Origin of the sequence: Flavobacterium succinicans LMG 10402, from assembly GCF_000611675.1 — a bacterium.
Lineage (GTDB): Bacteria > Bacteroidota > Bacteroidia > Flavobacteriales > Flavobacteriaceae > Flavobacterium > Flavobacterium succinicans.
The window spans coordinates 181,660-205,956 of sequence record NZ_JATV01000008.1; the positions used below are offsets into that span (position 1 = coordinate 181,660).

General features: G+C 35.6%; 20 protein-coding genes and 1 pseudogene. 20 read left to right on the top strand and 1 reads right to left on the bottom strand.

Going from position 1 to position 24,297, the window contains the following annotated elements; all coding sequences use genetic code 11:
• From AO58_RS0109840 to AO58_RS0109915, 16 genes are all read left to right on the top strand, one after another.
• Window positions 1–1,290 (top strand): flippase, encoded by a 1,290-nt coding sequence (locus tag AO58_RS0109840; protein ID WP_024981551.1) that lies wholly within the window; start codon window positions 1–3, stop codon window positions 1,288–1,290.
• Window positions 1,283–2,098, top strand: coding sequence for a glycosyltransferase family protein (locus tag AO58_RS0109845; RefSeq protein WP_051536664.1), 816 nt, complete (start codon window positions 1,283–1,285; stop codon window positions 2,096–2,098). Before AO58_RS0109840 ends, AO58_RS0109845 begins: the two co-directional genes overlap by 8 nt.
• Complete coding sequence (locus AO58_RS0109850) at window positions 2,095–3,333, top strand: glycosyltransferase family protein (RefSeq protein WP_024981553.1); 1,239 nt, start codon at window positions 2,095–2,097, stop codon at window positions 3,331–3,333. The genes AO58_RS0109845 and AO58_RS0109850 overlap by 4 nt, the downstream gene beginning before the upstream one ends.
• Window positions 3,334–3,736: 403 nt before the next feature.
• Window positions 3,737–4,927, top strand: a complete 1,191-nt coding sequence (locus AO58_RS0109855) for an O-antigen polymerase (protein ID WP_024981554.1) — start codon at window positions 3,737–3,739, stop codon at window positions 4,925–4,927.
• A 12-nt stretch (window positions 4,928–4,939) separates the two neighbouring features.
• Complete coding sequence (locus AO58_RS0109860) at window positions 4,940–5,998, top strand: glycosyltransferase (RefSeq protein ID WP_024981555.1); 1,059 nt, start codon at window positions 4,940–4,942, stop codon at window positions 5,996–5,998.
• A gap of 29 nt (window positions 5,999–6,027) precedes the next feature.
• Window positions 6,028–7,074, top strand: coding sequence for a polysaccharide biosynthesis protein (locus AO58_RS0109865; protein WP_035717582.1), 1,047 nt, complete (start codon window positions 6,028–6,030; stop codon window positions 7,072–7,074).
• Window positions 7,075–7,553: 479 nt separating this feature from the next.
• Complete coding sequence (locus AO58_RS18380; protein ID WP_306372109.1) at window positions 7,554–7,697, top strand: hypothetical protein; 144 nt, start codon at window positions 7,554–7,556, stop codon at window positions 7,695–7,697.
• 9 nt (window positions 7,698–7,706) lie between these two features.
• Window positions 7,707–8,825: a polysaccharide biosynthesis C-terminal domain-containing protein gene (locus AO58_RS0109875; RefSeq protein WP_024981557.1), complete on the top strand. Its 1,119-nt coding sequence runs from the start codon at window positions 7,707–7,709 to the stop codon at window positions 8,823–8,825.
• A 62-nt stretch (window positions 8,826–8,887) separates the two neighbouring features.
• The gene (locus AO58_RS0109880; protein WP_139225525.1) at window positions 8,888–9,256 is read left to right on the top strand and encodes a GxxExxY protein; all 369 of its coding nucleotides are present in this window, start codon (window positions 8,888–8,890) and stop codon (window positions 9,254–9,256) included.
• A gap of 53 nt (window positions 9,257–9,309) precedes the next feature.
• The gene (gene wecB, locus AO58_RS0109885) at window positions 9,310–10,452 is read left to right on the top strand and encodes a non-hydrolyzing UDP-N-acetylglucosamine 2-epimerase (protein ID WP_024981559.1); all 1,143 of its coding nucleotides are present in this window, start codon (window positions 9,310–9,312) and stop codon (window positions 10,450–10,452) included.
• Window positions 10,453–10,462: 10 nt separating this feature from the next.
• Window positions 10,463–11,638: a glycosyltransferase family 4 protein gene (locus AO58_RS0109890; protein WP_139225526.1), complete on the top strand. Its 1,176-nt coding sequence runs from the start codon at window positions 10,463–10,465 to the stop codon at window positions 11,636–11,638.
• Between the two features lies 1 nt (window position 11,639).
• Window positions 11,640–12,524, top strand: coding sequence for an NAD-dependent epimerase/dehydratase family protein (locus AO58_RS0109895; protein ID WP_024981561.1), 885 nt, complete (start codon window positions 11,640–11,642; stop codon window positions 12,522–12,524).
• The gene (locus AO58_RS0109900) at window positions 12,524–13,606 is read left to right on the top strand and encodes a mannose-1-phosphate guanylyltransferase (RefSeq protein WP_035717585.1); all 1,083 of its coding nucleotides are present in this window, start codon (window positions 12,524–12,526) and stop codon (window positions 13,604–13,606) included. The genes AO58_RS0109895 and AO58_RS0109900 overlap by 1 nt, the downstream gene beginning before the upstream one ends.
• Before the next feature lie 267 nt (window positions 13,607–13,873).
• On the top strand, window positions 13,874–14,167 hold the full coding sequence (locus tag AO58_RS0109905) for a GIY-YIG nuclease family protein (RefSeq protein WP_024981563.1): 294 nt from the start codon (window positions 13,874–13,876) through the stop codon (window positions 14,165–14,167).
• 365 nt (window positions 14,168–14,532) lie between these two features.
• Entirely contained in the window at window positions 14,533–15,480 is a 948-nt protein-coding gene (locus AO58_RS0109910; RefSeq protein WP_024981564.1) for a UDP-GlcNAc--UDP-phosphate GlcNAc-1-phosphate transferase, read from the top strand.
• A 788-nt stretch (window positions 15,481–16,268) separates the two neighbouring features.
• Entirely contained in the window at window positions 16,269–16,733 is a 465-nt protein-coding gene (locus AO58_RS0109915; RefSeq protein ID WP_244530676.1) for a cupin domain-containing protein, read from the top strand.
• 440 nt (window positions 16,734–17,173) lie between these two features.
• Here the strand turns inward: AO58_RS0109915 and AO58_RS0109920 are convergent, their stop codons facing one another.
• Window positions 17,174–18,007, bottom strand: a complete 834-nt coding sequence (locus AO58_RS0109920) for a hypothetical protein (protein ID WP_024981566.1) — start codon at window positions 18,005–18,007, stop codon at window positions 17,174–17,176.
• A 963-nt stretch (window positions 18,008–18,970) separates the two neighbouring features.
• Between AO58_RS0109920 and AO58_RS17125 the strand changes: the two are divergent.
• The 4 genes and pseudogenes from AO58_RS17125 to AO58_RS0109955 all read left to right on the top strand — a co-directional run bounded on the left by AO58_RS17125 (window position 18,971) and on the right by AO58_RS0109955 (window position 23,958).
• Window positions 18,971–19,431: pseudogene (locus tag AO58_RS17125) on the top strand (dTDP-4-dehydrorhamnose 3,5-epimerase family protein).
• Window positions 19,432–19,975: 544 nt separating this feature from the next.
• Window positions 19,976–20,830 (top strand): dTDP-4-dehydrorhamnose reductase, encoded by an 855-nt coding sequence (gene rfbD, locus AO58_RS0109945; RefSeq protein WP_024981568.1) that lies wholly within the window; start codon window positions 19,976–19,978, stop codon window positions 20,828–20,830.
• A 50-nt stretch (window positions 20,831–20,880) separates the two neighbouring features.
• Window positions 20,881–21,750 (top strand): glucose-1-phosphate thymidylyltransferase RfbA, encoded by an 870-nt coding sequence (gene rfbA / locus AO58_RS0109950; protein ID WP_024981569.1) that lies wholly within the window; start codon window positions 20,881–20,883, stop codon window positions 21,748–21,750.
• Window positions 21,751–22,107: 357 nt separating this feature from the next.
• Window positions 22,108–23,958 (top strand): polysaccharide biosynthesis protein, encoded by a 1,851-nt coding sequence (locus AO58_RS0109955; protein WP_024981570.1) that lies wholly within the window; start codon window positions 22,108–22,110, stop codon window positions 23,956–23,958.
• Window positions 23,959–24,297: the final 339 nt, after the last annotated feature.

The following is a 24,297-nucleotide window of genomic DNA, read 5'->3' on the forward strand; positions in this document are numbered from 1 at the left end:
ATGTCATTAAAAATAAATACTTATTGGAGTTTTATAGGCTCTGTGGCTCCAATGATTTTGGGTTTAATAACAATTCCTTATTTAATTAAACAAGTTCATGTTGAAGCATTTGGGATATTAACTCTTGTTTGGTCATTAATAGGTTATTTTAGTATTTTTGATTTTGGAATTGGAAGAGCATTAACGCATCAGGTATCAAGTAGTATCTCGCTTAATTTAGAATCTGAATTGCCAAGCATCTTAAAAACTGGATTACTTTTTATGTTGGCAACAGGAGTTTTTGGCGGAGTAGTATTGGCTATATCTGCTCACGAATTAGGTACTCAATGGTTAAATGTAAGTGAAGGATTGGAAAAGGACACTACTAAATGTTTAGTGATAGCTGCTATTGGTATTCCTCTTACAACTGTTACATCTGGATTGAAAGGTATTTTAGAAGGATATGAAGACTTTAAAGCAGCTAGTGTACTACGTATAATTTTAGGCATATGTAATTTTGGATTACCAGCTTTAGCCGTTATGTTTTTAAATAATTCTTTGGAATATATGGTGTTAAGTCTTGTTCTAGCAAGGTTTATTGTTATGCTTGCACATTTATATGTAATAAATAAAAGGTTGTCTATTTATGATGTAATGACAACAAGTCTTGCAGACAAGAATAAGATTAAAAAGTTATTGTCATTTGGAGCTTGGATGACATTATCTAATATTATAAGCCCATTAATGGTTACAGCAGATAGGTTTATAATTTCATATATTTTAGGTGCTGGTTTAGTAGCTTACTACACAGTTCCATTCGATTTTATAGTTAGATTACTCATTATACCAGCTGCTTTAACAGGAGTTTTGTTTCCAAGATTCTCGTATTTGTATAAAACCGATATTGAACAAATTAATAGGCTTTATAAGAAAAGTTTTTTTATAATTTTTGCAGTAATGGGTTTAATAAGTTTTGGAATTGCAATCGGTTCATATTTTGGATTAACAATATGGTTAGGCAAAAATTTTGCAGAGCATTCCTGGGTTATTGCTTCTATTTTGGCAATTGGTTTATTATTCAATAGTTTGGCACAAGTACCGCATACAGCAATACAAGCATCAGGAGATGTTAAAATTACTTCTATAATTCACCTATCTGAGTTCATATTCTACATACCATTATTATATGGTGCATTACATTTTTATGGATTAGTTGGAGCAGCAATAGTATGGGTATTAAGGGTGTTTGTGGATTTAATTGCGTTATCTGTTTTTGCTAAAATGAAAATTACAACAGTGGCTTATGTTTAGTATTGAAAAAAAAATAGCTTTAGGATTTGTAATATATAAAGCAGAAATAACTTTAATCGATAGAATAAAGTTAGCAAGCAGTGCAGGTTTTAAATGCTATATATTTGATAATTCCCCATCTGATCAAACTTTTAATATAAGCTTTAGTAGTTTTATTAACTGTAAATATATTACAGCGGGTAAGAATGTAGGTTTAGGTTTTGGTATTTCAAGTGTTTGTGCTCAAGCTTATTATGAGGGTTCGGATGCTCTATTGTTTTTTGATCAGGATACAGTTTTTAATATTTCTACTTTAGATTTTATTGATGATTTCTACAGGGAAAATAAAGCTTTAGAGGATACTTACAGTTCAATTGTGTTCAATGCGAAGAATATAGATTCTAACAAATTTCAAAATAAGTTTAAGTTAAAAGATGTTTTATTAACCATTAGCAGTGGGAGTTTGTTTTATCTTAGACGATTGAGAGACATAAATTGGCACAATCAGACTTATTTTGTTGACTGTGTAGATTATGAATTTTGTTTGAATTCGAATAATCATAATCTTAAAATTGGTGAATGTTCAAATACTCCTGGATTTGATCACGTTAGTGAACAAGCAGATTCAGAATATCTCATCTTTGGAAAAAAGAGGATGATGAGAAAGTATAATTTATCTCGTGTAAAAGGAACTGCTACTGCAAGTTTAAGATTGTTTTTCACCTCAATTATAACAGTAAACCCTAAGTTTGCTTATGCAATTTTGCGATCATTAGGTATATATTTATATTTTCAATTTTTAGTAAGAATACTTAATTTTTTCAAATGAATCATTTAGATAAAAACGACCATTTAAATAATGAATTTGCCATTTTTACCGTTTGTAATTTGGCTTATCTGCCTAAAGCACTTGTATTATCAGAATCAGTAAATAAGTATCAGAATCAGCGTCTTAAAGTTTTTCTTTTCGACAAGAAAACCGATACAGATTTTTCTCAATTTGGCATCGAAGTGTTTTGGATTGAAGATTTAGATATTCCAAATTTCAATCAACTTGCATTTAAGTATGACATTATTGAATTTAGTACTTGTTTAAAACCATTCATTACAATAAGTCTATTAGAGAAGTATGATAAAGTTATTTTTTTAGATCCCGATACCTGTTTATTCAATACTGTAGCTCCCATTTTAGATGATTTAGATAAACATTCAATTGTATTGACACCTCATTATACTACGCCTCAATCTAATGATTTGTCTGAAAGTGATACGGGAATGTTAAGATTCGGTTCATTTAATCTTGGTTTTTATGCTGTAAGGAGATCAGATGAGAGTTTGTATTTCTTGAATTGGTGGTCTCAAAGATGTTTGGATTTATGTTACATGGATAGTCAGTTCGGGCTTTCTACTGATCAAAAATGGGTAACTATTGCGCCTTGTTTTTTTAAAGATTTGTATGTGTCTTTCAATTTAGGATATAATTTTGCCGCTTGGAATAGCTGGGAACGTAAATTAAGTAAGGACTTAGATGGGAATTATTTAGTTAATGAGGATGTACCTTTGACTTTTTTCCATTTTAGTAATTTTGATAAAAATGACCCCGAATATTTAAATAAAAGATCTTGTTATGAAACAAATATTAGAAGACCTGATTTACTTGAAATAGGCACCTGGTATAGTAATGCACTAGATTCCAAAAATACAAATATGGCCACAGTAAAATATGCTTATGACTATATGTCTAATGGCCAATATATATCACCTACGTTAAGAAGAGCATACGCTTGTATTTTAGCAGAACTACCTGTTGATCATGACCCATTTGATTCTGATGGAATAGTTGCTAAATTTGCCAAAAAGAATTTCCTATTTGAAACTAATAATGCAATATATAAAAGAGAAGGATTTGGTGCAGTGTCTTCCAATAAAGGTAAATTGAATTTAATTTATTTTTTAATGCGAATAGTATTAAGAATTGTTGGACCAAACAAGTTTATGAACCTGTCTCGTCTGATGGTTTATCTATCTAGTTATAGATTAAATAGAGACTTGTGGAAATATTAATTTATTAGATCCTAATACTAAAAATATTAGTGTTTATAAAATCCAATTATTTATTTGATTTTACATCTTAAAGCTTTTCATTTTTTTAAATATACCACATTTATGTTTTTCGATTAGGCCGTAAGTCTTGTTAAAATGCTTCTTGAATATGAATGATTAATAATTCTAGCTAGATGTGTATTATTACAGCATCTTCCTTAAATCATATAAGAAATGTGGAGTCTTGATTTTAGTTTTTTTGGGTTAAAAGCAAGAATTAGTCTAGAGGTAAGAAGTTATTAGTCGATTGTTTATTGGTAGAAATATTATTTTAGAATTACAAATAAGCTTTTAAGTCAAATTTTGAGTATTTATTGAATATGTAATTATCGGCATTTACATAATAATTTGTTTTCCTCAGGACATGAAAATTTTTACAAAATTTGTTATTTTTTTTATATGGTTTGCTGCTGTTTTTGATCCAATAGGAAATTTATTTGGTTTGAGATATTTAGCAATGGGTTTTTTTTTGCTAAATGTAACACTTATTCCAATCTTCATCAAAATTCGTTTAGTTGATGTTTATTGGCGTGGTACATTTATTTTGGTTTTGTCTTTTATCATGCCTACATATGGTTGTCTGATTTATTTTCTTCATACACGTGGTGAAGAATTTATCGATACATCTTATTTAGCCTCAGGGCTGTTAATTTTATATTCACTTTTATATTGGAGTAAAGATATAACAGAATCAGCATTGAGGACAATGATATTAATACTTAGATTGTTAGTGTTTGTAATATTTTTTTCAGCTTTTTTACAAACTCAAAATTCGGATGTATTAAATTTTTTTACAGAAAGAGACATAGCAATAATTGGTTTCAGAAATTATGCAGGTATTCAATTTCCCTATATTTATTTTTTAGCCTCACCTTTACTTATTTTTCTTTTAGTATATGACCTTAATAAAATTGTAAAAAAAATTAGTTTTTTTAACTTTATTTCGTTCTTTTTTACTTCAGTTGCTCTGGTTCTTTCAGGCACTAGGGCTCATATGTTAATGCCAATTTTAGTAATTCCAATTTATTTTCTTCTTAAGACTTCATTAGTAAAGAAGATATATTATTTACCTGGTTTTATATTAATATTTATTATGACTTTTTTTTTAAGTGATACGATTTTCAATTTGTTTAAAGAATTTTTTTCAGCAAAAGAAGGTAGTAATGAAGTAAAGATTTCTTTGTTGTCAGGCTATATTGAAATATTCTCAAATCCATTTACTTTTTTATTTGGACAAGGATATAATGCCCATGAATGGTCATCAGTTTTGCGTACTATGATTTTGATGGAGAATAAAGCAAGTAAAACTGAATTAACATATATTGAAATTTTAAGAGTTTATGGGGTGTTTTTTTTTACAATTTTTATTTTTATGTTGTATTTTTTATTAAAGAAATTAAAAAGCATTTCTAGTTATTATTGGCTTTACTTATCTTTTACATTATACCTTTTAAATTCTAGTATTAATCCATATCTCTTCTCTACAAATGGCATGTTACCTTTTGGAATTGTTTTAGCAGTTGTTTACTTTAAGTCACCTAATACTAGTATATAAAATAGAGTCAAAATGAAAGCAATAATTGTTTCTTTAAAATTTAATCCTGGTCATTTTTCTCATTTAATTGCTAATTATAAGCTATTTGAAAGTTTGAATTATAAATCATACTTATTTGTAAATCCTTCTTTTGATAAGATGGATGTAGATGATAGTTATGATAAGATATATGATCTCAATAGTTTTAATAAAGGGGATCTAAAGGTAGCTGTATTTTGGTTTCCGAGTTTAAATAATATTTTAGCAATCATTAAACTTAGGTTTTTTTTAAAAGCTAAAGTTATTTACGTTTATCATGAACCTTTTGATTCCATAAAAAGTTATTCTAAATCAGGTTTTGGAATTTTAAAAATAATTAAAATCTGTTTGATTAATTTGGTTAGTATAGTAATAGTTTTTTTTTCTAATGATATAATATTGCCTTCTATAACTTCTTTAGGCTTGTATAAAAAGAAGTATAAGAAGGTAAATAATAATTATACAATGATTCCTCTACTATTTGATGATGAAGGGAATGATTTTATAAAGAAAGAGAATAAAAAGTATATCTCATATATAGGTACGGTTGCTGCAGACCATGCTTTTGATAAATTTGTTGATTTTGCTGTAAAAGCAATGACTTATGATTGGTTTCCAGGTTGTCAATTTCTTATAGCTACGAGTAGTATTATTCCTCAAATAGAAAAAGATAAAATCAAACAATTTGTTTCTAATGGTAAAATTTTTGTACAAGAGGGGGGGGCAATGAGTAATTGTGAAATAAATAATTTTTTCGAAACTAGTGTTTTAGTTTGGAATGCATATAATAGATCAATGCAAAGCGGTGTTTTGCCAAAAGCATTTATGTTTGGAACTCCAGTAATTATACTAAAAAAGAATGAAAATGAGTTTATGCAAAATAAAATAACAGGATTACTTATTGACGACAACAATGATGTCTTTGAAATTAAAGTTGCAGTAGAGTATATTTTGAGTAGAAAGGATTTTTTCTTTGTCAATTGTCGAGCTAAATTTAAGGAAACCTTCTACTATAAAAATAAAATTAATGTCTTTAAAGAACTTATTGAATAATAATATTCAATAATATTAAATATTATCATATGAGTAATTTTCTACGAATTGAGTCAAAAACACTATTAATCACTGGTGGTACTGGTTCTTTCGGGAATGCCGTATTGCATCGATTTCTACACACCGATCACTTTAGTGAAATCCGAATTTTTTCTCGAGATGAGAAAAAACAAGAGGACATGCGCATTCAACTCAAGAATGAGAAATTAAAATTTTATATTGGGGATGTACGCGATTATGCTAGTGTAGAGCGTGCTATGCGTGGGGTAGATTATGTCTTCCATGCGGCTGCTTTAAAGCAAGTACCCTCCTGTGAGTTTTTTCCAATGGAGGCGACCAAAACCAATGTGTTAGGAACACAAAACGTGATTGATGCGGCAGTAGCCCATAAGGTACAAAAAGTGATTTGTTTGAGTACCGACAAAGCTGCTTATCCAATTAATGCAATGGGAATTTCCAAAGCCTTAATGGAAAAAGTTGCCGTGGCAGCCTCACGAAATGCGAATCAAACCACGGTTTGTTTGACTCGTTATGGGAATGTGATGGCTTCGCGTGGGTCGGTGATTCCACTATTTGTGAAGCAGATTCAAGCAGGACAGCCTTTGACGATTACCGATCCCAACATGACTCGTTTTTTGATGTCGCTTGATGAGGCGGTAGAGTTGGTATTGTTTGCTTTTGAACACGGGAACCCTGGCGATTTGTTCGTGAATAAAGCGCCTGCTGGAACCATACGCGATTTGGCTGAAGCGTTGAAGCGTTTGTGTCAATCAGAAGTTGCTGTAAAAATTATTGGAACGCGACATGGAGAGAAGTTATACGAAACTTTGTGTACCCGAGAGGAAATGATGAAAGCCGAGGATATGGGGGATTTTTACCGTGTACCTGCCGACAATAGAGATTTGAATTACAATCAGTATTTCACAGAAGGGGAAGTGGATATGTCTAAAATAGAGGATTATCATTCTCACAATACCGAACAATTGGATGTTGAAGGGATGGTGCAATTGCTACGCAATTTACCGTTTATTCGAAAAGAAGTGCTTGGTGAGGAGATTGATCAGTTGTTGGTCTAAGTAGCAGCTGTGAAGTTAGCACGCAGATTTCGCAGATTGTCGCAGATTTTTTTGTTTTGGAACGCGGATGAGGCGGATAAAGTGGAGTTTGGTTGATTTTTTTAAGAAGCACGCAGCTTTCGCAGATGGGCGCTATTTTTTTAAAAAATAGTGGAAATGGATAGTAGTGATTAATTGTACTATTTTAAATTATATATGAGTACTAAGATAACGCCTGTTTTAATAAAAGGGAATGTACATAGTGATCAAAGAGGACAGTTGTTTTTAACAATGATTTTAATGCACTAGGGGTCAAGTGAATTTATTATATTCAGAATACAGATACAGAATTTGTTCGTGGATGGCAGGGACATAAAATTGAGCAACGCTGGTTTTCAGTTGTTCAAGGTGCTTTTAAAATTGTACTTATTGCTATTGACAATTGGGATACTCCTTCAACTAATCTCAAACAGTTTGACTTTCATTTAGATGCTCAAAAAATGGATGTTTTACACGTGCCTCCTGGATACGTTTCCAGCATCCAATCACAAGAAAAAGCTTCAAAATTATTAGTGATGTCTGATTATTTATTAGGCGAGATTCAAGATGAATATCGTTATGACATTACTTATTTTAAAAAATAAAATTTTAGTATGATTAAAATAGGAATTACAGGTCAGGCGGGTTTTGTTGGGACACATTTATACAATACGTTAGGATTGTTCCAAGAGGAGTTTGAACGAGTGGATTTTCAAAAATCGTTTTTTGGAGATGCTGCCCAATTACAACAGTTCGTGGCGCAATGTGATGTTATCGTGCATTTAGCCGCGGTGAATCGCCATTCGGATCCCCAAGTGATTTATGATATCAATGTAGGGTTGGCAACCCAATTGGTTGCTGCATTGGAAGCTACTAAAAGTAAAGCCCATGTGCTTTTTTCCTCTTCTACTCAAGAGGAAAGAGATAACTTGTATGGGAAGTCTAAAAAAGAAGCAAGGAGAAGATTAGCTGATTGGGCCAAAAATAACGGGGGTACTTTTTCAGGATTTATCATTCCAAATGTATTTGGTCCGTTTGGTCATCCCAATTATAATTCAGTAGTGGCTACTTTTTCTCATAAGATAGCCAGAAATGAGACCCCAACAATTGAAGTTGATGGTGAATTAAAATTGATTTATGTAGCAGAATTGGTACAGGAACTCCTAACTGCTATCCGAAGTGGCAAAGGTCAAGATGAAGTTTTGGTACCTCATACGGCCACTGCAAAGGTTTCCGAAATTTTAGCTTTATTACAAGGTTATAAAAGTTTGTACCAAGACAAAGGAGAAATCCCAACTTTACACTCCAAATTTGAATTGAATCTGTTCAATACGTATCGTTGTTATATGGATATTCCGAATCATTTTCCAGTAAAATTTGTACAGCATACCGATCCTAGAGGGGCTTTCGTAGAAATTATTCGATTGGGAGTCGGAGGTCAGGTGTCTTTCTCCACTACTGTTCCAGGTATCACGAGAGGAAATCACTACCACACTCGAAAAATCGAACGTTTTGCAGTTATTAAAGGTAAAGCCTTGATTCAATTGCGTCGTATTGGTACGGATGAGGTGTTGGATTTTTACTTGGACGGTGAGGAGCCGGCTTATGTCGATATGCCAATTTGGTACACCCACAACATCAAGAATATAGGAGACGAGGTATTGTATACTAATTTTTGGATCAATGAGTTTTATGATCCGGAGGATGGGGATACGTATTTTGAGAATGTATGAAGAAACACGAATGTTACTGATTTAACGGATTATCACTGATTTTTTGAATTAATTAGATAAATATGTTGCTGCATAAAGAACTCTCAGAAAAAATTACTAAAGCTTTTTACAAAGTATACAATGAATTGGGTTACGGTTTTTTAGAAAAGGTTTATGAAAATGCATTGCTGATTGAGTTAAAAAAGAGCGGGTTACAAGTTAAAAAACAAGTGCCAATTGCCGTATATTATGATAATCAAGTTGTAGGTGATTATTTTGCTGATATGGTTGTAGAAGACTGTATTATTTTAGAACTAAAAGCGGTGGAGATGTTAATTGAAGCTCATGAAATTCAATTGATAAACTATTTGAAAGCAACAGAAATGGAAATAGGATTACTTCTAAACTTTGGAAAAAAACCACAATTTAAAAGAAAAATTTATAATAATTAAAACTCCGCGATACTCTGTAACATCAGTTGTATCCGCGTTCAATACAATATAAAATGAAATCAAAACTAAAAGTGATGACGGTCGTAGGTACCCGACCAGAAATTATACGATTATCAAGAGTATTATCTGCCTTAGATGCTTCTGAAGCCATAGAGCATGTGATTGTCCATACAGGACAAAATTATGATTATGAGTTGAATCAAATCTTTTTTGAGGATTTGGGATTGCGCAAGCCGGATTATTTTTTAGAGGCTGCGGGTGCAACGGCTACGGAGACTGTGGGGAATATTTTGATTAAAATTGACCCTTTGTTAGCGGAAGTGCAACCGGATGCCTTTTTGGTTTTGGGGGATACCAACTCTTGTTTGTGTGCAATTCCTGCTAAAAAACGCCATATTCCTATTTTCCATATGGAAGCGGGGAATCGTTGTTTTGACCAAAGGGTGCCAGAAGAAACCAATCGCAAGATTGTGGATCACGTTTCAGATGTGAATTTAACGTATAGTGATATTGCTAGAGAATATTTGTTGCGCGAAGGCCTGCCAGCCGACAGAATCATTAAAACGGGTTCACCTATGTTTGAGGTATTGCATCATTATTTGCCACAAATTGAAGCGTCGAAGGTGTTGGAGAAATTAGGCTTACAAGAGAGAAAATTCTTTGTAGTTTCGGCACATCGAGAAGAAAACATCAATTCTGAGAAAAACTTTATGGGCTTGATGACGACTTTGAATGCTATTGCGGACACTTATAAAATGCCTATTATCGTTTCTACGCATCCACGTACCCGTAATATGATTGAAAAAATGAAAGTGGCCGTTCGACCTGAGATACAATTCTTAAAACCGCTTGGGTTTCACGATTACAATGCCTTGCAAATGCGTTCTTACGCTGTGTTGTCTGATAGTGGTACCATCTCGGAAGAATCTTCTATTTTGAATTTTAGAGCCTTGAATATCCGTCAAGCCCACGAACGTCCTGAGGCGATGGAAGAAGCATCGGTAATGATGGTAGGTTTGAGTCCCGAGCGCATCTTACAAGGTTTAGTGCAAGTGCAAACCCAAACGATTGATGTAGAACGTAATTTTAGAAAAGTAGCCGATTATTCGATGCCTAATGTTTCAGAGAAAATGGTACGTATTATTTTGAGTTATACAGACTATGTGAAACGTGTGGTTTGGAGTGAAGAGATTTAAAGAAAAAAGGATGGTCTGGATTATTTCTGAATTGTTTTATCCTGATGAGGTTTCTACCGCCCAGATAATAACAGATATTGCAGAGAGAATTGCTAAAAATGAAGAGGTTTCTGTGTTGTCTGGACCCGTTGGCTATGAAAAAAGTTATCATACTGCAACTATAGAATTGAACAACGAAATTAAAATCCATAGGGTTTCACTTCCTGATTTTGATAAAAATAACTTGTTCCAACGCTTTTTAAAACTTACTTTGTTAACTCTTAAAATGAGTTTTTTTATGTTTAAGAACATAAAAAACGGGGATCGCGTAATACAAGTGACTAATCCTATTTTTTTGATTTTGACAACTGCATTATTGCGAAATTTAAAGAAAATTAAATTAGAATTTTTAGTGCATGATGTGTATCCTGAGAATATGGTTCCAGCAGGAATGATAAAAAGCGACGGTTTGAAATATAAATTTTTGTCATTCTTTTTTAATAGAGCTTTTAGTCAAGCCGATAGGCTAATAGTTTTAGGAGAAGATATGAAGCAATTAATGGCTTCGAAAACTAACCAAAAAAATCAGGTTATTGATGTAATACCAAATTGGGCTGATGATATGATTTATCCAGAGCCTAAATTCGATAGATCGGATTATCTAAGGCAAAATTTAGAAAATAAAATTGTCCTTGGATTTGCAGGGAATATAGGTAGGGTACAGGGAATCGTTGAGTTTATCACTATTTTTAAAAAAGCTACTAATCCAAATCTAGTATTGACCATTATAGGTGATGGCGCCATAAAAAGTGAGATAGAAGCAATGATTGAATATGATAAAATTTCAAATATCTTGTTATTAGGCTCAAAACCAAGAAATGAACAGCTACAATTTTTAAATGCCTGCGATATTGGATTAGTGACTTTGAAGCAAGGGATGAAAGGTTTGGGAGTACCTTCAAAGACATACAATATTATGGCAGCAGGAAAACCAATATTATTTATCGGCGATATGAATTCTGAAATTGATAGCTATATTAAAAAGTTTAATTGTGGATGGTCATTTGAATGGGATGAGGATAGCATAATTGCATTTTTAAATTCTTTAACATTAGATAAGTTGTCGATAATACAAAACAAAGGAAAACAATCGGTCGAAATTTGTAGCCAATTATTTTCCAAAAATATAGTTTTGAACAAGTTTTAACATGGTTTTATTAACAGGCGTTACAGGTTTTTTAGGAAAGTCACTACTAGATTGTTTATCTGGGAGTTTCACTATATATGGTTTGTCTAGAAGTGGTAGGGATTATCAATGCGCTTTAGAAGAAGATATCCCTGTTTTTAATCAAAAATTTGATTTAGTTATTCATGCAGCAGGTAAAGCTCATAGTATTCCTAAAACAAAAGAAGAGAAAAAAGAGTTTTATGATATCAATGTTGTAGGAACCCAAAATTTATTAATGGGATTGGAGGTGTCAGGAGTTCCTAAACAGCTTGTTTTTATTAGTTCGGTTTCGGTGTATGGTAAAGACCAAGGTGTGAACATAAAGGAAGATTCTTCTTTAGCAGCTAAAGAGGCTTATGGTTTGAGTAAAATTGAAGCCGAAGTAATGGTAATGGAATGGTGCGAAAAACATAGTGTAGTTTGCACTGTTTTGCGTTTGCCGCTACTTGTAGGAGTAAATCCTCCCGGAAACTTAGGAGCCATGATTAAAGGGATTTCTAAAGGATACTATTTTAATATTGGTGGAGGTAAAGCCAAAAAGAGTATGGTTTTAGTAGAAGATGTTGCTGCTTTCATTCCTGTTATTGCTAGTATTGGAGGTACTTATAATCTAACAGATGGTTATCACCCTTCTTTTTTTGAATTGAGTAGTGTAATAGCTAAGAAAATTAAAAAAATCCCTCCCTTCAATTTGCCAGTATTGTTAGCAAAGGTTATTGGATTTGTAGGTGATTTACTGGGTAGTAAAGGACCGATTAATTCACTCAAACTTAAAAAAATCACATCTGATCTGACTTTTGATGATAGTAAAGCAAGAGCCTTGGGATGGCGACCTAGAAAAGTTTTAGATTGGTACAATAACTAATGATACAAAAAAACATCTACGTCCTGATTATGGCTGGCGGCGTGGGCAGTCGGTTTTGGCCTAAGAGTCGGAATCACTTCCCGAAACAATTTATTGATATTTTAGGAACGGGGCAGTCGTTGTTACAAATGACCTATGCCCGTTTTTTACAAATATGCCCAAAAGAAAATATTTATATACTAAGTAATCAAGACTATAAAGGCTTGGTGCTAGAGCAATTGGATGGGATCACAGAACGTAATATTCTCTTAGAGCCCAGCCGCAATAATACGGCGCCTTGTATCGCTTATGCTACGTATAAGATTTTACAAGAGAATCCAGAGGCGAATATCGTCGTAGCACCTTCGGATCATTTGATTTTGAAGGAGGCAGCGTTTTTGGATAAAATTAAACAAGCGTTGGATTATACTTCCAAGAATGACGCTTTGCTTACTTTAGGCATCAGTCCCACAAGACCCGATACGGGCTATGGGTACATTCATTTTGAACAGGTAGCGGTAGCAAGTGTACATACAGTGAATCGTTTTATGGAGAAACCAGTGCTTGAAAAAGCCAAGGAGTATTTGGCCAGCGGGGACTATCTGTGGAATGCTGGGATTTTTATTTGGAGCGCCCAAAGTATCCAACAAGCGTTTCAAACCCATGCGCCAGAGATAGCTAACTTATTTGAACAAGGGAAGCCGTTTTATAATACGCCTGATGAGGTGGGGTTTATTGAGGAGCATTATCCTAAAAGCCCTAACATTTCTATCGATTACGCTATTTTGGAAAAAGCGACAAATGTCTTTACGATTCCTGCCGATATCGGTTGGAGTGATTTGGGTACTTGGGCTTCTTTGCACGAGGTGTTACCCAAAGACGCACTAAACAACACTAAGAGTATCGATCATTTGCATGTAGAAGGGACGTCCAATTGCATTATTCATTTGCCTAAAGGGAAAGCCGCTGTCATTAAAGGACTGGAGGATTATATTATTGTTGATGATGAAAAAGTGTTGTTGATCTATCCTAAAAGTTGCGAACAAGAAATCAAAGGAGTGGCTGGTGAGATGGTTCGTACTTTTGGAGAGGAGTATTTGTAGTTGTCGGTTATGAGTTGTGAGTTTTGAGTTTTGAGTTGTCAGTTATGGGGTTTCGGTTGTAAAAGGTTCTCGATACATTTTCAATACCCTTGCTATCGCAGGGCATAGAAAACACTCGAACTGACAGAGAGGTATCGAGGATGTTCGGTTTCAGAAAGGGTTCTCGATATGATTTGAAAAGCTATCGCATTTCCAATCTACTCGAACTGACGCTAGGAGGTGTCGAAGGAGTTAGTTGTTTATAGAAACTGTTTTATAAATAATCTCATGAAACTGTCTTATGTTTATATTCTAAAATGCGCGGATGGTAGTTATTATACTGGCGTTACCAGTAATTTGACTCAAAGGGTATTTAGGCATAACACAGCTTATTATCCAGATTGCTACACTGCTAACAGAAGACCACTTGAACTTGTTTTTTATTGTGAGTTTACAGATATTACTGTAGCAATTGAAAAAGAAAAACAGATAAAAAAATGGTCCAGAGCCAAAAAAGAGGCATTAATTAATGGTGATTTTGAAGCCTTGGTAAATCTGGCCAAGAAAAAGTTCTCGATATGATTTGAAAAGTTCTCGTATTTCCAATCTACTCGAACTGACCCCTCGATAAAAACTCGGGGCAGGCTTTAGGGGAAAGCCAGACGATCTTAAAAGCATAAGCGTCAGTTCGAGTGATTTTAGGAAAATGCGGTTAGCTTTTTCATAAAATTGTATCGAGAACGTTTGGGTACAAAGTCGTTCTCGATACATTTTCAATACCCTTGCTATCGCAGGGCATAGAAAACACTCGAACTGACAGAGAGGTATCGAGAACATTTGGTAGCAGCGTCGTTCTCTATACATTTTCTATACCCTTGCTATCGCTGGGCATAGAAAACACTCGAACTGACGAGTAGCAATTATAAACTAAAATCTATTTAAAAAAAATGATATATTTAGTATTCTGTACCGTTCTGCTTCTAGTAGAACTTTTTTATTTTAAGATTGCGGATCGGTTCAATATTATCGATAAGCCTAATTTGCGCTCATCGCATACGCAGATTACCTTGCGCGGGGGTGGGATTTTGTTTCCTATAGCGGTGCTGCTTGGTTTTGGGATGGGGTATGTGAGTTGGGCTTTGGCCTTGGCTGTGCTACTAGTGGCTGTCGTGAGTTTTGTGGATGATATACGTCCGTTGTCGCAGTTACCACGTTTGCTTGCGCATCTGTTGGCGATTGGTTTGGTGTTGTATGATTTGCAGCTCCTCTCCTTCGGGTGGTGGCTATTGCCTGTAGTTGGGGTACTGGTTATTGGTTGGACGAATGCTTTCAATTTTATGGATGGGATCAATGGGATTACGGTGTTATATGCATTAGTAAGTTTGGTCTCTTTTCGCTACTTGCCAACATTAGCTGCTGATATCCCCATGCTTGAGCTAATGGCTATAGCTTGTTTGGTGTTTGCCTTTTTTAATTTGAGAAAACGCGCTAAAACTTTTGCAGGGGACGTAGGGAGTGTAGCGATGGCTTTGTTTTTGGGCTATTATATGGTCAAATTGATCCTTTCCACGCAACAAATAGGCTATTTGCTTTTCTTTGCTGTGTATGGTATCGATGCGGTACTGACCATAGTGAATCGCTTACGCAAAAAAGAGAATATTTTAGAAGCGCACCGTTCGCATTTGTATCAGTATCTGGCCAATGAAAAGAGATTGCCTCATGTGGGAGTAGCTATTGGGTATGCTTTGGTGCAGTTAGGGATTAATTTGCTAACCGTATTTTTAATCGAAAAACAACTCATGACTATGGGTGTTTTTGTGTTGGTGTTAGGGGTGATGACTGGGGTGTATTTGGGGATAAGGTATTGGGCAACTAAAAAAAGTTTAGTCGGTTAATCGGTTAATTGTTTGAGGTTGTTTAAAAGTTTAAGGTTTAAAAGTTTAAGGTTTAAAAGTTTAATCTGTGTTTAACCGCGAAGTTCGCAAAGGATTACGCAAGGGTAGCGAAGGGTGTTTATAGTTTATTGTTTATAGTTTATTGTTCATTGTTTAAAATTGTTTAAAGTTTAAGTTTGAACCGGGAAGTTCGCAAAGGGTGATTGTTTTTTGTGGTTTATGGTTTAATGTTGTTTAAAAGTTTAATTGGTGTTTAACCGCGAAGTTCGCAAAGGATTACGCAAGGTTCGCTAAGGGAGTATTCAGTGATCAGTTGGAAAGTGATCAGGGGATTTTTTTTGGTTTTACTTCAGCCGTTAATGGATGCGATAACAAGAAATTACAATTAAAAAATTATAAATTCAAAAGTTTAACCGCAAGGTTCGCAAAGTGCGCTAGGATAAATTTCAATAAAAAAGTTCTAAACTAAACGCAAAAAAAGACTCATTTTAGGGTACTACTCCAATGTCATTGAGTTAAGAGATCTTAGATTGAAGATTAACGATTCTTGATTTTAGATTTTAGAGCAAGTGAGTAAAATTATGTGATTTTAAGCATCTTACACATCAGTAATCAGAAATCGTTAATCAAAAATCAGCAATCATTTTATGATTTAATCCTTAACTTAATGACGTTGTGTACTACTCCCCTATTGAAATCAAAGATTCAACGACTTCAAAATAAGTAAATGTAGTGAGTTAGAAGGTTGAGTGGTGTGTTCGTTATTAGTAGGAGTTAGAAATAAAAAAATGAAACTACAAATGGAAATGACAAAGAAAATACCTCGACTAATCGAAGGAGGCATCCATACCGATCACAGAGGACAAATTTCGTTTGTGAATGGAATGGTCTTTGAGGATATTGTTCGGTTTTACATCATTAGTAATTCGGAAGAACACCCCTTACGCGCTTGGCAAGGACACAAAATTGATAACAAGTTTTTTTATTGTGTACAAGGTGGGATTCGGGTGCATTATGTAAAGGTAGATGATTGGGCATCACCTTCAAAAGATTTAAAAGTAGAAAGTGTGGTACTCCGAGCTACTGAAAGCAATGTGCTTCATATTCCTGAAGGCTATGCCAATGCTATTGAGTCCTTAGAACCGGGCTCTAAATTAATTTCTTTTTCGACCTTGCCTTTGGACCGAACGCATGAGGATGATGTGCGGTTTCCCATGGAGATGTGGGAGATTGAAGATAAATTGAAAGATTGAAAGATTGAAAGATTGGTTGCTTTTCATTAGGAAAAGTATATTGCATTCGTTTCAGAAGAACCCTTTTTGAGTTTTGGACTCTAAAAGGGTTTTTTGTTTGTTGTTTATGGTTTGTTGTTTTAGATTTAACCGCGAAGTTCGCAAGGGGTTACGCAAGGGGCGCAAAGGGTGGTTGTTGTTTGTGGTTTAAGGGTTAACTGCGAGGACGCTAAGGCGAGAAGGTTGTTTGTTGTTTATGGTTTGTTGTTCATGGTTTAACCGCGAAGTTCACAAAGGATTACGCGATGGACGCAATGCGTTGAGGATGTCCACAAATGCGATAATTTTATAGTGAGTGGGCTAAATCCTATTCCATTGTTAAGCTGATGAATGGATCAGAGCGCACGAATTTTTTTAAACCCTTTCTGAGTTTTAGACTCTGAAAGGTTTTTTTGTTGGAGTTAGGAAAATGTAAATGGGGGTTTTAAATTTAGGGTTAGGGTTTCTTCTGGGGCTAAGGTAGATTCCTGGTGATGTTCTGGAAAATAGTGATAGTGAACCAAGGTGGCTGTGTTGTGTTTGCGGTGTAATGGGAGGTGTTTGCTACCTTGTTGTTTCGAGAATCCAATAAACAAAAAAGTGAGGTGGAGGTCTTCCTCTGAAGGAGGAGTGACGGTTATGGTGATGTCTTGTGGGATAGTGGTTTTCGAGAAGAATTGCGCTTCACCATAGTGTGTGGTAAAGTGATTTGTGGCGATGTTCCAATTGGCGATGGCCAAATTGAAAGTCACATGTGTAGCGTCTGAAGGCCAATCGATGTCGGTTTCCATCACACACCCCGGAAAACAAAAGCTATGGTCTTTGATTTCCCATTTTTTAGGTGCCAGTACTTTAGGGAGGGGACGCAATTTGTTGCTTTCAAAACCTAGAAGCAGTTCTTGACCATACTTGGATTTGATGCCTTCGGTTACCAATCGTTCCCCGCGTTTTCGATGAAGATCTTCTTTTAGAATTTCAAAAAGGAGTTTGTTGGATCGCCCTGCAAAACTACCATCTTTGGCGTTTTTGTTGAACAGGTATACTATTCTTTGGAATGTTTTGGCAATGACGACACTTTGTCCAAATTCGACACTCTGCATGCGTACGTTGTGATAAATTGGTAGTGTCCAATATTTTTCGGAGGTCATGGAAGATGTTGCTTTCTCCCGAGCCCGATTGATGTTGTCCTGATCTACATAAAAGTTGGTGTCATGGAGGGTGCCTTCAATTTGAAAAGGAGCGATTATTCTTGCCATATTTTTTTTATTGCAAGATATTGAAAATTATTTTTCGGTTTTCTATTGTTGTCATTTTTGAACACAAAAGGGCATGAATTTTACTATGGGTTAAGTGAAACAGCGAAGATGCAAGGCCGCAAAGCGTTGTTTGAAAGGATGGCCACGAATGCACGAATGCTTTTTTGAAAAGATGGTTGGTGTTGAACCGCTAAGACGCAAGGACGCAAAGAGTTGTTTGAAGGGGTGGCCACGAATGCACGAATGCTTTTTTGAAAAGATGGTGGGTAGTTGAACCGCGATTTTTTGAAAAGTTTGTGCGTGATTGAACCGCAAAGACGCAAGGGCGCAAAGAGTTGTTTGAGGTGATGGCCACGAATGGGCGAATTGTTTTTGAAAAGTTTGTGGAATGGGACGCGGATGGAGACGGATGTAGCGGATGGTCGCAGATTTTTTTGAAAAGAGGGTGGGTAAGGATGGCTACGAAGGCACGAATTGTTTTTGAAAAGATGGTGGGTAGTTGAACCGCGAAGACGCAAGGACGCAAAGAGTTGTTTGAAAGGATGGCCACGAATGTACGAATGCTTTTTTGAAAAGATGGTTGGTAGTTGAACCGCTAAGACGCAAGGACGCAAAGAGTTGTTTGATAAGATGGCCACGAATGCACGAATGTTTTTTTTGTAAAGATGGTGAGGGAATTACCGCAAATGCGCAAATTGTTTTTTGAAAAGATGGTGGGTAGTTGAACCGCGAAGACGCAAGGACGCAAAGGGTTGTTCGAAGGGGTGGCCACGAATGCAAGAATGCTTTTTTGAAAAGGTGGTGGGTAGTTGAACCGCGATGACGCAAGGGCGCAAAGAGTTGTTTGGAGGGATGGCCATGAATGCACGAATTGTTTTTGAACCACGAACAAATAACCATAAACTTTATATTATTTAACCATTAACCTCTTTCATTTCTTAAATAAAAATATAAATTTGCGGCATGAATTTAGAAGCAACATTTATCAAAGATTTAGTAGTGCTAACCCCCGATGTTTTTGAAGACAGTCGCGGGTATTTTTTTGAAGGCTACAATAAAAACAAAATGAATACCCTTGGTATTACCATTGATTTTGTGCAAGATAACCAATCGTTTTCTCAAAAGGGGACCTTGAGAGGCTTGCATTACCAAAATCCACCTTTTGCACAAACCAAGTTGGTGCGTGTCTTGCATGGTGAGATTATGGATGTGGCTGTTGATCTGAGAAGAGATTCTCCTACTTATGGGCAACATTTTTTTTTTTGTACAAATGTGATCAGTTTTATAACAAAGCCAGTGAAGGAGGGATTCGTTTTGATGATCTTACACTCAATATTGATTGGGGCATGGATTTGAAGGAAGCTATTGTGTCGGATAAGGATTTGATTTTGCCTGATTTTGCTACTTGTAATAGTCAGTTTTAGGGAAAAGTGTTGATCATTGCGGTTGAGAAAGGCCACGAATGCACGAATGTTTTTTGAAAAGTTTGTGCGTGATTGAACCGCAAAGACGCAAGGGCGCAAAGAGTTGTTTGAGGTGATGGCCACGAATGGGCGAATTGTTTTTGAAAAGTTTGTGGAATGGGACGCGGATGGAGACGGATGTAGCGGATGGTCGCGGATTTTTTTGAAAAGAGGGTGGGTAAGGATGGCTACGAAGGCACGAATTGTTTTTGAAAAGATGGAGGGTAGTTTAACCGCAATGACGCAAAGAGTTGTTTGAAGGGATGGTGATGAAGGCCGAATGTTTTTTTAAAGATGGTGGGTGGATTACCGCAAATTACTTCGTCTGTTCGCTATCGCTCGGGTCGCAAATTGTTTTGAAAAGTTTGTGGGTGGTTGAACCGCTAAGGCGCAAGGGCGCAAAGAGTTGTTGGAGGGTATGGCCACGAATGGAGGATTTGTCCCTATGCAAGGATTACTTTTAACTAATTACTAAGGACTAACCACTAAGTACTAAAAAAAATATATGAAAAAAATATTAATTACAGGAGGCAATGGGCAGTTGGGATCTGAGTTAGGTGTTTTGTCAAAAACATATGCTCAATATGATTGGATTTTTACCGATTACCAAGAATTGGATTTGTGTGATCTAGACCATCTAGAGGGGCGATTATCTAGCATCAAACCAGATTATATTATCAATTGTGCGGCGCATACGGCTGTTGATAAGGCAGAGTCGGAATTTGAATTGTCGGATGTATTGAATCATCAAGCGGTTGCAGTTATGGCGCAATGGAGTGCGGTGAACGATTGTAAGTTGATCCATATTTCAACAGATTATGTATTTGACGGAACGGCAGCTACTCCATTAACGGAATCTGCTCCTACTGGACCAATAAATGTATATGGTCAAACCAAGTTATCGGGAGAAAAAGCGTGCATGGACGCCAATCCAGCAGCTATTATTATCAGAACCTCTTGGGTATATTCTAGTTTTGGTGCCAATTTTGTCAAAACGATGTCGCGTTTGATGCAAGAACGCGATAGTTTGAATGTAGTCAACGATCAAATCGGAAGTCCAACTTATGCCGCCGACTTGGCTCAAGCGATACTAACCATTATTACCCATTCTAACTGGGAGGCAGGGATCTATCATTTTTCCAATGAAGGTGAAATCAGTTGGTATGAATTTGCTCTGGCTATCCAAGAAATCGGGGGCTTTGATTGTACTGTTAGCGGTATTCCTTCTTCAGCTTATCCTACCCCTGCTGCACGACCAAAATATTCTTTATTGGATAAAAGTAAAATTAAAGCTACTTTTGGTGTGCTTGTTCCAGAATATCGGGAGAGTCTAAAGCGTTGTATACGGCTTTTGAAGTAGTTATCGGTTATCTTACTACTTAATTCATAGTACTTAATACAAAAACAAAAATGAAAGGAATAATATTAGCCGGAGGATCCGGTACGCGCTTGCATCCGTTAACGCTTGCGATGAGTAAACAAATGATGCCGGTTTATGACAAACCGATGATTTATTATCCGTTGTCCACTTTAATGATGGCGGGAATTCATGAAATATTGATTATTTCTACACCGCATGATTTGCCTAACTTCAAGAAGCTATTAGGAGATGGAAGTCAAATTGGTTGTCAATTCAGTTATGCGGAGCAAGCGATTCCTAATGGCTTAGCACAAGCTTTTGTGATTGGAGAAGAATTTATTGGTTCGGATTCGGTAGCCTTGGTTTTAGGGGATAATATTTTCTTTGGGGCGCACATGCAGGAACTGTTGCAATCGAATATGAACCCTGATGGAGGAGTTGTTTTTGCGTATCATGTTTCCGATCCTGAGCGCTATGGTGTAGTCGAATTCGATAAAAATCAAAAAGCACTTTCAATAGAAGAAAAGCCTTTGGAGCCCAAATCGAATTATGCCGTGCCTGGCTTGTATTTTTATGATAATTCGGTAGTGGAAATTGCTAAAAACATTCAGCCTAGTGCCAGAGGAGAATATGAAATCACTGATGTAAATAAGGTGTACTTAGCGCAAGGAAAATTGAAAGTTGGCATTCTCAGCCGTGGAACCGCTTGGTTGGATACGGGTACTTTTAATAGTTTGATGCAAGCAGGTCAGTTTGTACAAGTGTTAGAAGAACGTCAAGGTTTAAAAGTCGGTTGTATCGAAGAAATTGCGTGGCGACAAGGTTTTATCACGGATCAAGAACTGCAAGCCATTGCGGAGCCATTACGTAAATCAGGTTATGGTGATTATTTGTTGGGATTGTTGAGGTATAAGGTTTAGTTGGTTTATTGTTTATTGTTGGCAATAGGTTAATTGTTTAAAGAGTTTAACTGTTTATATTGTTAAAAATTTAATTGGTTAGCTGATATCAGTTATTGGTTAATTGTTTTGGTTAACTATTGGACACTATCACTTTTTACCATTCACTTTTCACTTGTTAATCATGAAATTGTTGGAATCCCCGTATTTATTAACATTTTTTAAGTCGTTGCTTTCCGAATAATTAGTATTTTTACTTGCTGTTAATCCCATATACCCTACAACTTGAGTTCGTTATTCAACCAATTTTTTTCTAGAGCTAATTTGAAATTTAATCTTCATAATTTGAGGTACTTGCCTCGTTGGATTATAGTGTTGATGGATACTATGGTCTTGAATGTTACATTTTTCTTTACGGTTTTGATTTTTAAAGGAACTGGTTTAGACTATGTTTTAACACCTCATTATTTAGTTTACATCAATCTGTTAATGGGAGTGAACGTGTTTTTCTTCTGGTTGTTTCGTACCTATTCGGGTATTATTCGTCATTCTTCCTATATAGATGCGGTGAAATTACTTTTTTCACAAATGGCTGTATTGATCTTTTTTTTGATCTCTAATTTTATTTATGAAATTGTTACTGGGGAAAAAGCCATATTGAATACCGCTTTATTTATCAATATTGTATTGTCATTTTGCGGATTGTTTTTGTACCGCGTGGTGGTGAAGCAAACTTTTGAATTGTATTTTTCAGATAAAGGCACTAATAAATTAATCCGTACCATCATATATGGAACCGATGCCAATGCAATATCTGTTGCCAATGCCTTAAAGTTTGAAACGCCTACTCGATTTAAGATCGTTGGTTTTGTGGATAAGAACAATCAGAATTCCAACAAACGAATGTTGGATTTACCTATTTTAATTCAAAAAAAGAAATTGCCCACTTTGATGCGCTCGGTGGGTGCCGATGCTATCATCATTGCAGATAAAAGTTTGACCAAAGAGCAGCAGTTTTTTATTGTAGATAAGTGTTTGGAGTTTAATTATAAGGTGTTTACAGTACCTTTGATTTCCAACTGGGAAAATCAAAAAGAGATTTCCGATAAGGTAAAAAATATTCAAATTGAAGATTTGTTAGAGCGTAATCCGATTATATTGGATACCAAAACCATTTCAAAGGATTTGAAAGATAAAGTCATCATGATCACCGGGGCCGCAGGATCTATTGGTAGTGAAATTGTTCGTCAAGTGATTACCTTTAAACCAAAGGCTATTATTTTGGTAGACCAAGCCGAAACACCTTTGCATCAATTGTCATTAGAATTACAAGCGATAACCACTGATACCCATTTGCACTGCAAGATTGCCGATGTGCGGAATAAAGAGACAATGAAAAAGATCTTTATTACCTATGGACCTCAAGTAGTTTATCATGCAGCAGCCTATAAACATGTGCCCTTGATGGAAGAGAATCCTGCACAGGCGATTCAAACCAATATTGAAGGTACCAAAAACTTGGCCGATTTGGCCTGCGAATTTCATACCAAAAAATTCGTAATGGTTTCTACCGATAAGGCAGTGAATCCAAGTAATGTGATGGGGGCAAGCAAACGAATTGCAGAGAAATATGTTCAGTCATTGCAGTTGAGAAGTCTGCAAAACCATAATGGGAAAGGCACTAAGTTTATTACTACTCGTTTCGGAAATGTATTAGGCTCCAACGGTTCTGTAGTGCCTTTATTTTCAAAGCAAATCGCTGAAGGTGGGCCAGTAACGATTACCCATCAGGATATTATTCGCTATTTCATGACCATACCCGAGGCTTGTCAGTTAGTATTAGAAGCCGGTTCTATGGGTAAAGGTGGGGAGATTTATATTTTTGATATGGGCAAGCCGGTTAAGATTATTGATTTGGCTCGTAAAATGATACAATTGGCTGGTTTTATTCCGGATAAGGATATTGCGATTAAGATTGTAGGATTGCGTCCTGGAGAAAAATTATACGAAGAATTATTGAACGATACTTCAAAGACCATCCCAACGTATCATGAAAAGATCATGATTGCAGAGGAGATTCAAGAGGAATTTGAAAGCCTTCATGTTGCCATTGAAGAGCTCATTGGTATGTCGCCTTTTTTTAGCAATGATGATATAGTGAGTAAGATGAAGTCAATTGTGCCTGAGTTTAAGAGTATGAATTCATCTTATCAGTTTTTGGATAGATAGTGTTAGTTTAGAATAGCCACTAATGTAACATTTTTTTTTTGAACCCTTTCTGAGTTTTAGACTCTGAAAGGGTTTTGTTTTTTTTGGGAGGTATAGCCACGAATGCACGAATTCTTTTTGAAAAGATTGTGGGGAGTTTCACCGCGAAGACGCGATGTCGCAAATAGTTGTTGGGGGTATGGCCACGAATGCACGAATTCTTTTTGAAAAGATTGTAGTTGATTACCGCAAATTCGAAAATTTATAGAATTTTCTATTTTCGGGTTTGCTTTGTGAGATGCTGATTGATCCGATTTTTAGCCCTTTCTGAGTTTTTGACTCTGAAAGGGTTTTGTTGTT